Annotated in this window: 8 protein-coding genes, 2 tRNA genes, 3 rRNA genes and 1 pseudogene; 8 read left to right on the forward strand and 6 right to left on the reverse strand. The window is 61.7% G+C overall.

Features of this window, described 5'->3' with window-relative positions; translation table 11 throughout:
* Positions 1-7 precede the first annotated feature (7 nt).
* Positions 8-2,251, forward strand: coding sequence for an arginine/lysine/ornithine decarboxylase (locus TMZ1T_RS07835; protein WP_004312326.1), 2,244 nt, complete (start codon positions 8-10; stop codon positions 2,249-2,251).
* Positions 2,252-2,344: 93 nt separating this feature from the next.
* Here the strand turns inward: TMZ1T_RS07835 and TMZ1T_RS07840 are convergent, their stop codons facing one another.
* The gene (locus tag TMZ1T_RS07840) at positions 2,345-2,839 is read right to left on the reverse strand and encodes a dihydrofolate reductase (protein WP_004312324.1); all 495 of its coding nucleotides are present in this window, start codon (positions 2,837-2,839) and stop codon (positions 2,345-2,347) included.
* Positions 2,836-3,630 carry a thymidylate synthase gene (locus tag TMZ1T_RS07845; protein ID WP_004312322.1) on the reverse strand — a complete coding sequence of 265 codons (795 nt, stop codon included), beginning with the start codon at positions 3,628-3,630 and terminating at the stop codon, positions 2,836-2,838. Before TMZ1T_RS07845 ends, TMZ1T_RS07840 begins: the two co-directional genes overlap by 4 nt.
* A gap of 200 nt (positions 3,631-3,830) precedes the next feature.
* Between TMZ1T_RS07845 and TMZ1T_RS07850 the strand changes: the two genes are divergently transcribed.
* The 6 genes from TMZ1T_RS07850 (at position 3,831) to rrf (ending at position 10,989) form a co-directional block, all read left to right on the forward strand.
* On the forward strand, positions 3,831-5,231 hold the full coding sequence (locus TMZ1T_RS07850; RefSeq protein WP_012585094.1) for a hypothetical protein: 1,401 nt from the start codon (positions 3,831-3,833) through the stop codon (positions 5,229-5,231).
* A gap of 566 nt (positions 5,232-5,797) precedes the next feature.
* A 16S ribosomal RNA gene (locus TMZ1T_RS07855) occupies positions 5,798-7,336 on the forward strand.
* 71 nt (positions 7,337-7,407) lie between these two features.
* Positions 7,408-7,484, forward strand: a tRNA-Ile gene (locus TMZ1T_RS07860).
* A 22-nt stretch (positions 7,485-7,506) separates the two neighbouring features.
* A tRNA-Ala gene (locus TMZ1T_RS07865) sits at positions 7,507-7,582 on the forward strand.
* Between the two features lie 289 nt (positions 7,583-7,871).
* Positions 7,872-10,758, forward strand: a 23S ribosomal RNA gene (locus TMZ1T_RS07870).
* A gap of 117 nt (positions 10,759-10,875) precedes the next feature.
* Positions 10,876-10,989, forward strand: a 5S ribosomal RNA gene (rrf, locus tag TMZ1T_RS07875).
* Together the 16S, 23S and 5S rRNA genes with 2 tRNA genes alongside form the textbook arrangement of a ribosomal RNA operon.
* Before the next feature lie 129 nt (positions 10,990-11,118).
* Here rrf and TMZ1T_RS21765 read toward each other — a convergent pair.
* The 4 genes and pseudogenes from TMZ1T_RS21765 to TMZ1T_RS07885 form a co-directional block, all read right to left on the reverse strand.
* Positions 11,119-11,202 (reverse strand): hypothetical protein, encoded by an 84-nt coding sequence (locus tag TMZ1T_RS21765; protein WP_370695914.1) that lies wholly within the window; start codon positions 11,200-11,202, stop codon positions 11,119-11,121.
* A 5-nt stretch (positions 11,203-11,207) separates the two neighbouring features.
* Positions 11,208-11,673, reverse strand: a pseudogene (locus tag TMZ1T_RS21770) (IS66 family transposase).
* Complete coding sequence (locus TMZ1T_RS21775; protein ID WP_004313760.1) at positions 11,573-12,160, reverse strand: IS66 family transposase; 588 nt, start codon at positions 12,158-12,160, stop codon at positions 11,573-11,575. Before TMZ1T_RS21775 ends, TMZ1T_RS21770 begins: the two are co-directional and overlap by 101 nt.
* Before the next feature lie 773 nt (positions 12,161-12,933).
* Positions 12,934-13,383, reverse strand: coding sequence for a MaoC family dehydratase (locus TMZ1T_RS07885; protein ID WP_004313762.1), 450 nt, complete (start codon positions 13,381-13,383; stop codon positions 12,934-12,936).
* A 304-nt stretch (positions 13,384-13,687) separates the two neighbouring features.
* On the opposite strand from TMZ1T_RS07885, the gene TMZ1T_RS07890 reads away from it, so the two are divergent.
* Complete coding sequence (locus TMZ1T_RS07890) at positions 13,688-15,073, forward strand: TIGR03013 family XrtA/PEP-CTERM system glycosyltransferase (protein WP_004313763.1); 1,386 nt, start codon at positions 13,688-13,690, stop codon at positions 15,071-15,073.
* The last annotated feature ends 43 nt before the right edge of the window (positions 15,074-15,116 follow it).

A 15,116-nucleotide genomic window follows, 5' to 3' on the forward strand; every position in this document is an offset into this window, starting at 1 on the left:
GACCAGGATGAGATTCCACTTCCCCATCATCATCATCGACGAGGACTTCCGCTCGGAGAACACCTCGGGACTGGGGATCCGCGCGCTCGCCAAGGCGATCGAGGAAGAGGGCATGGAAGTGCTCGGCGTCACCAGCTACGGCGACCTGACGTCCTTCGCGCAGCAGCAGAGCCGTGGCTCGACCTTCATCCTGTCGATCGACGACGAGGAGTTCTCCTCGCCCGAGGCCTCGGCCAAGGCGATCGCCGACCTGCGCGCGTTTGTCGTCGAGATCCGCTTCCGCAACGCCGACATCCCGATCTTCCTGCACGGCGAGACGCGCACCACGCGCCACATCCCCAACGACGTGCTGCGCGAGATGCACGGCTTCATCCACATGTTCGAGGACACGCCGGAGTTCATCGCGCGCTACGTGGTGCGCGAGGCGAAGAACTATCTCGATTCGCTGGCGCCGCCCTTCTTCCGCGCGCTGGTGCACTACGCGGCCGACAGCTCGTACTCGTGGCACTGCCCGGGGCACTCGGGTGGCGTTGCTTTTCTGAAAAGCCCGGTGGGGCAGATGTTCCACCAGTTCTTCGGCGAGAACATGCTGCGCGCGGACGTGTGCAATGCGGTCGACGAACTCGGCCAGCTGCTCGACCACACCGGGCCGGTGGCGGCCTCGGAGCGCAACGCGGCGCGCATCTTCAACTGCGACCACCTGTACTTCGTCACCAACGGCACGTCGACGTCGAACAAGATGGTCTGGCACACCACGGTGGCGCCCGGCGACATCGTGGTCGTCGACCGCAACTGCCACAAGTCCATCCTCCACTCGATCATCATGACCGGCGCGGTGCCGGTGTTCCTGACGCCGACGCGCAACCACTACGGCATCATCGGCCCGATCCCGCTGGAGGAGTTCTCAATGGAGAACATCCGCAAGAAGATCGAGGCCAACCCCTTCGCGCGCGAGGCGAAGAACAAGAAGCCGCGCATCCTCACCATCACCCAGTCGACCTACGACGGCGTGGTGTACAACGTCGAGGCCATCAAGGAGCTGCTCGACGGCGAGATCGACACCCTGCACTTCGATGAAGCCTGGCTGCCGCACGCCGCCTTCCACGACTTCTACGGCGACTATCACGCGATCGGCGCCGATCGTCCGCGCTGCCGCGAGTCGATGGTGTTCGCCACCCAGTCCACCCACAAGCTGCTCGCCGGACTCAGCCAGGCCTCGCAGATCCTGGTGCAGGACTCGCAGACCCGCAGGCTCGACCGCGACATCTTCAACGAGGCCTACCTCATGCATACCTCGACCTCGCCGCAGTACGCGATCATCGCGTCCTGTGACGTGGCGGCGGCGATGATGGAGGCGCCGGGCGGCACCGCACTGGTCAATGAATCGCTCTCCGAGGCGGTGGAGTTCCGTCGCGCGATGCGCAAGGTGGACGCCGAATTCGGCGACGACGAATGGTGGTTCCAGGTCTGGGGGCCGGAGTACCTGGCCGAGGAGGGCATCGGCGAGCGCGACGACTGGACGCTGAAGGCCGGCGAGCGCTGGCATGGCTTCGGCAACCTGGCCGAGGGCTTCAACATCCTCGACCCGATCAAGGCAACGATCATCACCCCGGGCCTGAACATGGACGGCGACTTCGCCGAACACACCGGCATCCCGGCGGCGATCGTCACCAAGTACCTCGCGGAGCACGGCATCATCGTCGAGAAGACCGGCCTGTACTCCTTCTTCATCATGTTCACCATCGGCATCACCAAGGGCCGCTGGAATACGATGGTGACCGAGCTGCAGCAGTTCAAGGACGACTACGACCGCAACCAGCCGCTGTGGCGCGTGATGCCCGAATTCATCGCCAAGCATCCGCGCTACGAGCGCGTCGGGCTCAAGGATCTGTGCGACCAGATCCACAGCTTCTACAAGGCCAACGACGTCGCCCGACTGACCACCGAGATGTATCTGTCGGACATGGTGCCGGCGATGAAGCCCGCCGACGCCTTCGCCAAGATGGCGCACCGCGAGATCGAGCGCGTGGCGCTCGACGAGCTCGAGGGCCGCGTCACCGCGATGCTGGTCACGCCCTATCCGCCGGGCATCCCGCTGCTGATCCCGGGCGAGCGCTTCAACGCGACGATCGTGCGCTACCTCAAGTTCGCGCGCGACTTCAACGCCCGCTTCCCCGGCTTCGAGACCGACATCCACGGCCTGGTCAAGGGCGAGGACGGGCGCTACCACGTGGATTGCGTGAAGGGCTGAGCCGCTCCCGCCGCAGGGGGTGTCGAATGACGAGGGTCGCGCGATGCGGCCCTTGTCGTTTCTGCGGCAGGGCAGTCGGCGCGGCCGTCGGGCTCAGCGCCGGCAGTAGCGCACGAAATCGAAGTCGAAGGCGTTGTCGGCGTCGGCGTGGTGTGTCTCGCGACGCTCCTCGACGAACCGCGCCGGATCGACGGCGGGGAAGTGCGCATCGCCCTCGACGTCGGCTTTCACCTCGGTGAGCTCGAGGCGGTCGGCGAGGGGAAGCAGCTGGGCGTAAAGTTGGGCGCCGCCGATCACGAACAGTGTCTGGGCCTCGCCGGCCGCGGCGATCGCGGCCGCGGGGTCGGCGAAGCATTCGGCGCCTTCGGCACGGTAATCCGGCGTACGGCTCACCACGAGGTTGCGCCGTCCTGGCAGCGGGCGGCCGAGCGATTGCCAGGTCTTGCGCCCCATCAGGATCGGGTGCCCCAGGGTGAGGGCACGGAAATGCTGCAGGTCGGCCTTCAGCCGCCAGGGCAGCTCGTTATCGCGGCCGATCGTGCCGTTGCGCGCGACCGCGGCGATGAGGACGATCTCGGGCTTCTTCATACCGCCACCGGGGCCTTGATGTGCGGATGCGGGTCGTAGCCTTCGAGCGCGATGTCCTCGAAGCGGAAGCCGAAGAGGTCGCGCACTGCGGGGTTCAGGCGCAGCGTCGGCAGGGGGCGCGGGGCGCGCTCGAGCTGCTCCCGCGCCTGCCTCAGGTGGTTGCTGTAGAGGTGGCAGTCGCCACCGGTCCACACGAAATCGCCCGCTTCGAGCTCGCACACCTGCGCCACCATGTGGGTGAGCAGGGCATAGGAGGCGATGTTGAAGGGCACGCCGAGGAAGATGTCCGCGCTGCGCTGGTAGAGCTGGCATGACAGGCGACCACCGGCGACGTAGAACTGGAACAGCGCGTGGCAGGGCGGCAGGGCCATGGCGTCGACTTCGCCCGGATTCCATGCCGAGACGAGATGGCGGCGCGAATCCGGGGTGCGCCGGATGCTTTCGACGACGCGTGCGATCTGGTCGACGCTGCGCCCGTCTGCGGTCTCCCAGCGCCGCCACTGCTTGCCGTACACCGGGCCAAGCTCGCCGTCGGCGTCCGCCCATTCGTCCCAGATCGACACGCCGTTTTCTCTCAGGTAGCGGATGTTGGTGTCGCCCTGCAGGAACCACAGCAACTCGTGGATGATCGAGCGCGTGTGCAGCTTCTTGGTGGTCAGGAGCGGAAAACCGTCCTGCAGGCGGAAGCGCATCTGCCAGCCGAACACCGACAGGGTTCCGGTGCCGGTGCGGTCGGTCTTGGGGTCGCCGTGCTCGAGCACATGGCGCATCAGGTCGAGGTACTGTCGCATCGTCGCTCCCGGAAAAGGCGAGATTCTACTGTGCAGGGCGAAGGATCTGTGATGGCGGTGGCGATACGATCGCTTCGTCCCGGCGTGTATGCGGTGGACATCGCCGTGGACGCTGGTTCAGAATGTGACGAAATCTTTCGTGCGACGCCTGTTTTCCCTGGGGAACACAGGCAGGGCGCGGTTTGTGCGGAGAAAGCCCTTTGGACCAGCCCAGGACGCTCGACTACACGCCTGCCGGTGTGCTCGCTGGTGGAGGCAACCCGGTCGCGGGCCTGGAGGCGGCGACTGCGACGCTGCGGGCATTGTACAAACCGGGAAGCCAGAAGACGGAGGTCGCGGGCTTGCATGTGGTGTCCAGCTTCGACGACGCCTTGCGTGAAGCAGTCGAGCGCTCGGCGCCGGTCGGGGTGCGCGCTCTGGCAGGCGCCGCGCCCGAGCGTGACCACGCGTGGTGGGTGCGTTGGCTCGCAGGGGTCCGGGATGCCTGGATGGCAGTGTGCGATGGCTATTGGTGTCTCTCCCCGTCGAACTCGGTGGCCGCCTCCGAAGAGATCCGGTTGCGTCTCGCGAGCAGCGTGGTCGAGGCGCTGAAGTGGTCCGCCTGCGATCGCTTCGGCCCCGAGGAGGTGCTCTGGGGGCGCATCGGCCAGTTGTTCTCTTCCTCGCCGCAGGCCCGCGACAGCGTCGTCGGCGGAGACTTGCACAGCATCGGGCGCGAATACCTGCGCGCGGTCGCCCACTACAGCATCAACCTCGATCAGGTCGAGCTCGAGATGGGCGTCGCGCTCGGGCACGTGGTGGATATTTGCCTTCCGTTTCTCTCCCTCGATCGGCGCGCGGCGGATGTTCCGCAGTATGTGGTCATCCCCGAGGAGGGAACCATCCCGGTGCGCCAGATGGGCAAGCACCGGGATGGCGAGTGGCGTTTCGCCCCGTGGGCGGCGGGGGAGTTGCTGACCGAGTTCTCGAGGCAGCTCGCGCGCTCGATCGTGCCCGCTCCGTTCGGGCGCCTGCCACTCGAGCATGCCCGCGCAGCCGTCGAATACCTGCGCATGCAGTGGTCGCATACCCCTCCGGTGCGCACACGACGCCGTTACGCCCAGGAGGCGAGCGCAGATATCGCGCGGGGATTGCACGCCTGTGCCGCGGTGATCGGCGGGCAGCCCTTGCCGGTGCCGCGAAACTGGAGGGTGGTCGATTTCAGTCGCAGCGGCCTGCAGATTGTCGCCAACAGCGACCCGACGCGCGCGTGGCCAGACATCGGTGAACTCCTCGGCATCCATTTCGTGGACGGCGAAGGCTGGCAGCTTGGCATCGTGCGCCGGTTGCGCATGTGGGCTGCGCACGCGGGTCTGGGCATCGAGTTGCTGGCTCGCAGTCCGACGCTCGGCGTGATCGATGACGGTCGCGCCAGCGTGGACGGCATCCTGTGCGATCTCCCGAGCAAGGGCGAGGCCTTGCGCGTCTTGATGCCCGCCAATGCGCCTGCGCTCGCCGAGCCGGTCTTCGTCAAGACCGCGGGGGCGGTCCATAAACTACGCTCGCTCGGTGTTCTCCGGCGCGAAGCCGGTTATCAACTGCAGGTGTTCCAGGTTCTGTAAGTCCTTAGGCGCTCCTTGGCCGATCCGATCGGCCGTTCGCGGTTGTCGGATGCAAGGGGGGGGCGGGGATTTCTTTGGTTGGCGTCGTGCGAGGGCGACGCAGGTCGAGTGTGCTTGGCGTGGATGGCCTGTGGTTTTGCGCGGCGTGGTGCTTGCGGCTGGTGTGCTGGTGCGGGTGTTCCTGGATTGGTCGGAGAGGTTTTTTGTTGTTTTTTCTTGACTTCAGGATTTGGTTGTCTATAATGCGCACCTCTTCCAGCGCAGCGGTGCTTGAGTTCAGGCGCAGCGGGGCGGGAAGGGAGAGGCAGTCGGGTGTTGCGGGTCTTGTTGTTCCGTGTTTTTGGCGGGGCGGCGCAAAAAAAGATTCGCGAGATGCTTGACAGGGTGATGTAGGTTCTACATAATCTCGCTTCTTCGCTGCGGCAGCGCAGCGATTCTTTAAAAACTTGGACAACCGATAAGTGTGGGTGCTTGGTTGTTGTGGTCGGCGACTTTGGTCGCATAGGTATCACAATGATTGGTGCTCATGCTGATGTAAGTCAGTATTTTGAGTACTTTGCTGGATTGAACTTAAGAGTTTGATCCTGGCTCAGATTGAACGCTGGCGGCATGCTTTACACATGCAAGTCGAACGGCAGCGGGGGCTTCGGCCTGCCGGCGAGTGGCGAACGGGTGAGTAATGCATCGGAACGTGCCCATGTCGTGGGGGATAACGTAGCGAAAGCTACGCTAATACCGCATACGCCCTGAGGGGGAAAGCGGGGGATTCTTCGGAACCTCGCGCGATTGGAGCGGCCGATGTCGGATTAGCTAGTAGGTGAGGTAAAGGCTCACCTAGGCGACGATCCGTAGCGGGTCTGAGAGGATGATCCGCCACACTGGGACTGAGACACGGCCCAGACTCCTACGGGAGGCAGCAGTGGGGAATTTTGGACAATGGGCGCAAGCCTGATCCAGCCATGCCGCGTGAGTGAAGAAGGCCTTCGGGTTGTAAAGCTCTTTCGGCCGGGAAGAAATCGTGGTCTCTAACATAGGCCATGGATGACGGTACCGGACTAAGAAGCACCGGCTAACTACGTGCCAGCAGCCGCGGTAATACGTAGGGTGCGAGCGTTAATCGGAATTACTGGGCGTAAAGCGTGCGCAGGCGGTTTTGTAAGACAGATGTGAAATCCCCGGGCTTAACCTGGGAACTGCGTTTGTGACTGCAAGGCTAGAGTACGGCAGAGGGGGGTGGAATTCCTGGTGTAGCAGTGAAATGCGTAGAGATCAGGAGGAACACCGATGGCGAAGGCAGCCCCCTGGGCCTGTACTGACGCTCATGCACGAAAGCGTGGGGAGCAAACAGGATTAGATACCCTGGTAGTCCACGCCCTAAACGATGTCGACTAGTCGTTCGGAGCAGCAATGCACTGAGTGACGCAGCTAACGCGTGAAGTCGACCGCCTGGGGAGTACGGCCGCAAGGTTAAAACTCAAAGGAATTGACGGGGACCCGCACAAGCGGTGGATGATGTGGATTAATTCGATGCAACGCGAAAAACCTTACCTACCCTTGACATGTCTGGAACCTTGCTGAGAGGCGAGGGTGCCTTCGGGAGCCAGAACACAGGTGCTGCATGGCTGTCGTCAGCTCGTGTCGTGAGATGTTGGGTTAAGTCCCGCAACGAGCGCAACCCTTGTCACTAGTTGCCATCATTTGGTTGGGCACTCTAGTGAGACTGCCGGTGACAAACCGGAGGAAGGTGGGGATGACGTCAAGTCCTCATGGCCCTTATGGGTAGGGCTTCACACGTCATACAATGGTCGGTACAGAGGGTTGCCAAGCCGCGAGGTGGAGCCAATCCCTTAAAGCCGATCGTAGTCCGGATCGTAGTCTGCAACTCGACTACGTGAAGTCGGAATCGCTAGTAATCGCAGATCAGCATGCTGCGGTGAATACGTTCCCGGGTCTTGTACACACCGCCCGTCACACCATGGGAGTGGGTTTCACCAGAAGTAGGTAGCTTAACCTTCGGGAGGGCGCTTACCACGGTGAGATTCATGACTGGGGTGAAGTCGTAACAAGGTAGCCGTATCGGAAGGTGCGGCTGGATCACCTCCTTTCAAGAGATCAGGCCATGATGGCCAAGTATCCACAACTTATCGGTTGTTCAGGCGAGAAGAGCCTCGGATGAGGGTCTGTAGCTCAGCTGGTTAGAGCACCGTCTTGATAAGGCGGGGGTCGTTGGTTCGAACCCAACCAGACCCACCAATCAAGGGTTGCTCGAGACAGGGGGGCTGTAGCTCAGCTGGGAGAGCGGCGGCTTTGCAAGCCGTAGGTCGTCGGTTCGATCCCGACCAGCTCCACCAGGACTGTCCAAGCAACAGGTTCGAGAAGTAAGAGATGTCGATGGCGCTCGAAGATCGTGGCGTCGTCATCTCTTACTTCTTGGTCGGCAGCTTCGGCTGTCGCGCGTAGAGGTTTGCTCTTTAACAAAGTGGAAGAAGTGTAGTACGTACCGAGCCGGTGCGTACTGCAAGTTGTGTGATTGCATCGATCCAGGCTGAGCTTGTCAGCGCAGGCTGGATCGCACAAACGAGTTCGTTCCTGTACGCGGGCCTTCGGGATGGCAACATCGAAGAGGGTCCAAGGTTATAGGATCAAGCGACTAAGTGCATGTGGTGGATGCCTTGGCGATCACAGGCGATGAAGGACGTGTAAGCCTGCGAAAAGCGTGGGGGAGCTGGCAATAGAGCATTGATCCCACGATGTCCGAATGGGGAAACCCGGCCCGCAAGGGTCATCTCACACTGAATACATAGGTGTGTAGAGGCGAACCGAGCGAACTGAAACATCTAAGTAGCTCGAGGAAAAGAAATCAACCGAGATTCCGTAAGTAGTGGCGAGCGAACACGGAAGAGCCTGCACGACTAAACCATCAGCTTAGCAAAACGGTCTGGAAAGTCCGACGATACAGGGTGATAGTCCCGTATGCGAAAAGCCGGTGGCGGGTCTGAGCGTGCGACAAGTAGGGCGGGACACGAGAAATCCTGTCTGAAGATGGGGGGACCATCCTCCAAGGCTAAATACTCGTGATCGACCGATAGTGAACCAGTACCGTGAGGGAAAGGCGAAAAGAACCCCGGGAGGGGAGTGAAATAGATCCTGAAACCGCATGCATACAAACAGTGGGAGCCTCGAAAGGGGTGACTGCGTACCTTTTGTATAATGGGTCAGCGACTTACGTTCAGTTGCGAGCTTAACCGAATAGGGGAGGCGTAGCGAAAGCGAGTCTGATAAGGGCGTCAGAGTAGCTGGGCGTAGACCCGAAACCGGATGATCTATCCATGGCCAGGATGAAGGTGCCGTAACAGGTACTGGAGGTCCGAACCCACTAACGTTGAAAAGTTAGGGGATGAGCTGTGGATAGGGGTGAAAGGCTAAACAAATCCGGAAATAGCTGGTTCTCCCCGAAAACTATTTAGGTAGTGCGTCGTACGGACACTTGCGGGGGTAGAGCACTGTAATCGTTGGGGGGGTCATTGCGATCTACCCCGCGATAGCAAACTCCGAATACCGCAAAGTGATATACGGCAGACAGACATCGGGTGCTAACGTCCGGTGTCAAGAGGGAAACAACCCAGACCGCCAGCTAAGGTCCCAAATGCATGGCTAAGTGGCAAACGAGGTGGGAAGGCATAGACAGCTAGGAGGTTGGCTTAGAAGCAGCCATCCTTTAAAGAAAGCGTAATAGCTCACTAGTCGAGTCGTCCTGCGCGGAAGATGTAACGGGGCTCAAGCCATGAACCGAAGCTGCGGATGTGTCTTTGACACGTGGTAGGGGAGCGTTCCGTAAGCCTGCGAAGGTGTCTCGTAAGGGATGCTGGAGGTATCGGAAGTGCGAATGCTGACATGAGTAGCGATAAAGGGTGTGAAAAGCACCCTCGCCGTAAGCCCAAGGTTTCCTGCGCAACGTTCATCGGCGCAGGGTGAGTCGGCCCCTAAGGCGAGGCAGAAATGCGTAGTCGATGGGAAACAGGTCAATATTCCTGTACCGCTCTTAGATGCGATGGGGGGACGGAGAAGGTTAGCTCGGCCATCTGTTGGAATAGGTGGTTTAAGCGTGTAGTCGTGCCGCGTAGGCAAATCCGCGTGGCTTAGATGAGGCGTGATGACGAGGATCCTCGGATCCGAAGCGAGTGATACCCAGCTTCCAGGAAAAGCCTCTAAGCTTCAGTCTAAGAGTGACCGTACCGCAAACCGACACAGGTGGGCTGGTAGAGAATACCAAGGCGCTTGAGAGAACTCAGGAGAAGGAACTCGGCAAATTGATACCGTAACTTCGGGAGAAGGTATGCCCCTGGTACGTGAAGGCCCTCGCGGCCGGAGCGGAACGGGGTCGCAGAGAATCGGTGGCTGCGACTGTTTATTAAAAACACAGCACTCTGCAAACACGAAAGTGGACGTATAGGGTGTGACGCCTGCCCGGTGCCGGAAGGTTAAGTGATGGGGTGCAAGCTCTTGATCGAAGCCCCGGTAAACGGCGGCCGTAACTATAACGGTCCTAAGGTAGCGAAATTCCTTGTCGGGTAAGTTCCGACCTGCACGAATGGCGTAACGATGGCCACACTGTCTCCTCCTGAGACTCAGCGAAGTTGAAATGTTTGTGAAGATGCAATCTCCCCGCGGCTAGACGGAAAGACCCCATGAACCTTTACTGTAGCTTTGCATTGGACTTTGACGGGACTTGTGTAGGATAGGTGGGAGGCTTTGAAACCGGGACGCCAGTTCCGGTGGAGCCAACCTTGAAATACCACCCTGGTGTCGTCGAGGTTCTAACCCAGGCCTGTGAATCCAGGTCGGGGACCGTGCATGGTGGGCAGTTTGACTGGGGCGGTCTCCTCCCAAAAGGTAACGGAGGAGTACGAAGGTCACCTAGGTACGGTCGGACATCGTACTGATAGTGCAATGGCAAAAGGTGGCTTGACTGCGAGACCCACAAGTCGAGCAGGTGCGAAAGCAGGTCATAGTGATCCGGTGGTTCTGTATGGAAGGGCCATCGCTCAACGGATAAAAGGTACTCTGGGGATAACAGGCTGATTCCGCCCAAGAGTTCACATCGACGGCGGAGTTTGGCACCTCGATGTCGGCTCATCACATCCTGGGGCTGTAGCCGGTCCCAAGGGTATGGCTGTTCGCCATTTAAAGTGGTACGTGAGCTGGGTTTAAAACGTCGTGAGACAGTTTGGTCCCTATCTGCCGTGGGCGCTGGAAGTTTGAGAGGGCCTGCTCCTAGTACGAGAGGACCGGAGTGGACGCACCCCTGGTGTACCGGTTGTGACGCCAGTCGCATCGCCGGGTAGCTATGTGCGGAAGAGATAACCGCTGAAAGCATCTAAGCGGGAAACTCGCCTCAAGATGAGACTTCCCCGGGGCCTCGAGCCCCCTGAAGGGTCGTTGAAGACCACAACGTTGATAGGCCGGGTGTGTAAGCGTGGCAACACGTTCAGCTAACCGGTACTAATTGCCCGTGTGGCTTGATCCTATAACCTTCAAAACAAAACGAACTCAACCCCCTGGTTGCCAAAACAACGCAACCAGACAATCACACAACACTTCTTCCTAACTTTGGCCTGCAAACCACGCAGGCAACAAGTCAAAGTCTGACGACCATAGCTGTGTGGAACCACCCCTTCCCTTCCCGAACAGGACCGTGAAACGCACATGCGCCGATGATAGTGAGGTCCGCCCTCGTGAAAGTAGGTCATCGTCAGACTAACCACACCAACACAACGCCCCACGCACACATCCGTGCCTGGGGCGTCGTGCCGTCTACGCAGAACGCAGGGGTTGAGCCCCCGCGGATCCGTCGTAAGCACCCGGCAAACCCATCTTGTCGTGTCGCTCATGCGCAGGCGGCCGGCTGCCTGCGATGCGGCAGCAGCGCCCCGATCCGGCTATGGGGCTGCGTCGGCAGCCATTCGAGCACATCCTTCAGGTACGCAAAGGGCCCGTGCCCGTTGAGCTGCGCCGACTGATGGCGCGGGCGATGTCCGAGCGGTTGGGCACTTGGGTGCGCCGCGCGAGCAACCACGCATGCAGGCGTTCAAGGAGGGGGCGGGCCTTCACGTCCCGAAGGCGCTGCCGGGCGTCGATGTCCAGTTCGGCTGCCTCACGTTCGATCCCATACTGCTCACCGACGGCTTCGAGCGCCTCGCTGGCGATCTGGCTCTTCGCTTGGGTGGTGAGATCGAAGAACTTGCGCCGCGCATGCGCCATGCAGCCGGCTTTCTTCACGCCCAGGGCGACCAGCGCCCCTGGGTTCGGCGTAGTCGTCACAGATCAGCGTGCTGCGCCACTCACCCAGGAATGCCTGGGCGTGACGGCCTGCGCGGCTGTCGGCGGAGTCGTATACCACCGCCTTGATCGGATCGAACGCCCCGACGCCGTAGGACCACAGGTAGGCGTGGTGCGTCTTGCCCGCACCCGGGTCGAGCATCACCACCGGGGGCGTCCGCGTGCAGCACGGGGTGCGCTAGCACGCCGGTCTTCGGCGCATCGACCAGCGGCTGCAGATGCACGCCGCTCTGGCCCACCCACTGGGCCAGCGGCGATTGCGGGATCGCCAACCCGGCCCGACTGAAGATGCCTTCCTGCCGGTAGAGTGGCAAAAGGTCCTGATACCTGGCGACCAGCACTTGGACGAGTAGCCCGGCAGTCGGGATGCCCTTGTCGATGATGTGCGCCGGCACGGGTGCCTGCACGAGGGTCTCGCATGAATCGCACGCCCACTTGTCCCGGATGTGGCGCTCGACGGTGAAGTGGCCCGGGGTGTAGTCGAGCGTCTCGACGACGTCCTTGCCGATGTGGCGCATCTGGCAGCCGCAGGCGCAGGTGGTCGAGTAGGGTTCGTCATGGATCTCGGTGGGCGGCAGCTCGGGCGGCAACGGATGCGCCGGGCCTGTCCCTTGGGCTGCTGGCTCTTGCTGGTATCCGGTTGAAGTTGCTCGAGATCTTCGCTCATCGCCGCCAGATCGGCCTCGGCGGTCTCCTCGAAGAGTTGCGCCTGCTCGGTGGAGAGGCGCTCGGCCTTCACGCCGGAGCGATGACGTTTGTGCAGCGCCAGCTCATGCGTGAGCCGCTCGATCTTGGTCTGGCGCCACACGAGCTCGCGCTCCTGACCGATGAGCAGGTGGCGCAAGGCATCGGCATCCAGTTGATCGAGGTCGGCGGGCAGCGGCCTGGAGCGGCCATTCGAGCTCAATGCGGGCGTTGCCACGCTGCGCTTCGAGGCGGATCGCCAACGTTTCGACGGCGGGAGCCACCTGCACGGCTACAAAGCCCGGCTCAGCCAATGGCGGGCGTTCAGCGCAGAGCGGCTTGCGAGGACTCGGTGGCTCGATGCCGCGCTCGCGCATCCAGCGGTGGACCCGGTTGGCGTTCAGGCCGTTGGCCAGAGCCAGGCCGGCCACCGAGACGCCGGGCTCACGACAGGCCGAGACCACAGACTGCTTGAAGGCTTCGCTGTGCGTGCGCCGACTCCGGCGCGGGATAACCACATCCATCGTGTCCACCATCGAACTTGATGGACACGATCTTCAATGGGATAAGCAGACGGCGGAAGGTGGGTTCGCCGGGGGCTTAGAGCTGGGTGGCGAGATTTCTGCAGGTGCCTCGCACGGCCTCTGCAGGGAGCCGCGCGAGGCGAGGGCATGCTCGATCAGGTGCGCGCCGGTACGAGGATTTCAGCCTCGCCATCCATGACCACCTTGTCTCCAACTGTGCAGACGGTCGAGAAAACCGCGCGGCGCTTCTCTGCCTTCAATTCCTTGACGGTGACACGCGCGACAACGGTGTCACCGATCTTGACGGGCGCCTTGAATTTCAGGCTCTGGGACAGGTAGATGCAGCCGGGGCCGGGCAGGCGGGTGCCGAAGACGGCCGAGATGAGGCCGGCGGAGAGCATTCCGTGGGCGATCCGGCCGCCGAACATCGTACTCGCAGCGAACTCCTCGTCCAGATGGACCGGGTTGGTGTCGCCCGATACGCCGGCGAACATCAGGATGTCGGCCTCGCTCACCGTACGTGAGACCGAGGCGGTACGGCCAATGTGAAGGTCCTCGAAACTGAGGCCGTAGACTTCGCTGAAATCGCGTTGAGCTTGAGTCATGTACTTCTCCTTGTGTGAAACGGTGCTCCGGTAACGGACCGACGCTACAAGCTTCGCATGCTAAAATCAACCTTGGATGCTGCGCTGCCGCATTTGCCGCAAGGCCAGGCGGGCGTTTCGTGCGATTTTGCTCGGTGTGCTCGAGGCGGTTTGCTCCACCCGCCCTCGCCGTGAAGTGAGTCACAGGTGTCCTGCCGGTGATTGTCTAAGCTTAGGCACGATCAGGAGCCGGGCGATCCCTCCGCGATAAGCACTCCCGGCGCCCAGGGTTCCGACCCTTCCCAACACATGCAGAGGCCCCTCGATGCTGAAGGTGTTCAGCCACTACCTTCCCACGCACACCCTGCAGCAGGTGCTGTTCGACGCCTTGACGCTTTTTGCGGTGGTGCTTGCAGCGGTTGCGGTACTCGTGACGCCGACAAGCGCGGTCGACTGGGCAATCTGCATTCCATCGGCGCTTACCTTCGCTGCAAGCATGATCGCCCTCAATGCGGCGATGGGTTTGTACCGACCGGTGTATCAGCGTTCCCATCGGCAGACCTTCGCGCGCGTCGCCCTGTCGCTGACCGTGAGCGTACCAGTGGCCTACCTCGTGTTCGGGCTGTTGCCGTGGTCCGAAATTGCCCCGCACTCCCTGCAGCTCAGCGTATTGCTGTTGCTCTGTTCGCTGTTGCTGGTCCGCGGGCTGGTCAATCAGCGCCAGGCCTCTGCCCTTTTCGTGCCGCGCGTGCTGATCGTGGGTACCGGCCGTGACGCGCGCATGGTGCAACAGGACCTGGTCCGTCCGCTGCAGCGCAGCGTGGAAGTGGTCGGCTTTCTTCCGGTGGGGGGAAACGAACGGGTCGAGGTGGAGCAGCACGCCGTGTTGCCACCGGGCAGCTTGCTGGAGGTGGTGCGCAACCTGCGTGTGGACGAGGTGATCGTCGCGGTGCGCGAACGTCGGGGGGGAGTGCTCTCCTTGCGCGAACTGCTGGACTGCAAGTTGCTCGGAACGCGCATCCTCGATCTGTCGACCTTCTTCGAGCGCGTGCAGGGGCAAGTGAGGCTGGATTCGCTGCGGGCGAGCTGGCTGATCTATGGTGACGGCTTCCGCCAAGGCTGGACGCGAACCTTCGTCAAGCGTTGTTTCGACCTCGTCGTCGGGACCGCGCTCCTGCTCGTGGCCTTGCCGATCATGGTGCTCACTGCGCTGTTGATCCTGCTGGAGGATGGCGCGCCGATCTTTTACTCGCAGGAGCGTGTGGGACGCGGTGGGAAGCCGTTCCGTGTCATCAAGTTCCGCAGCATGCGGCGTGACGCCGAGAAGGACGGCAAGCCGCGGTGGGCGACTTCGAACGACGATCGAGTGACACGCGTCGGGCGTTTCATCCGCAAGCTGCGTATCGATGAGCTTCCGCAGCTGTTCAACGTGCTCAAGGGCGACATGAGTCTGGTCGGCCCGCGCCCGGAGCGCCCCTATTTTGTGGACCAGCTTACCCAGCAGATTCCGTTCTATGCGGTGCGGCACTGCGTCAAGCCCGGCGTCACCGGGTGGGCGCAGGTTCGTTACCAGTACGGGGCTTCGGTCGACGATGCCGCGGAGAAGCTCCAGTACGATCTGTATTACGTGAAGAACCACTCGCTGATCCTGGATACCCTTGTCCTCTTCGAGACGGTGAGGGTCGTCCTGACCGGTGAAGGCGCGCACTGAGCGGCCGCGTGAGACTGCGGGCTCGCTTGGACGGGGGTACGGC

The organism is Thauera aminoaromatica (assembly GCF_000021765.1).
Taxonomy (GTDB): domain Bacteria; phylum Pseudomonadota; class Gammaproteobacteria; order Burkholderiales; family Rhodocyclaceae; genus Thauera; species Thauera aminoaromatica.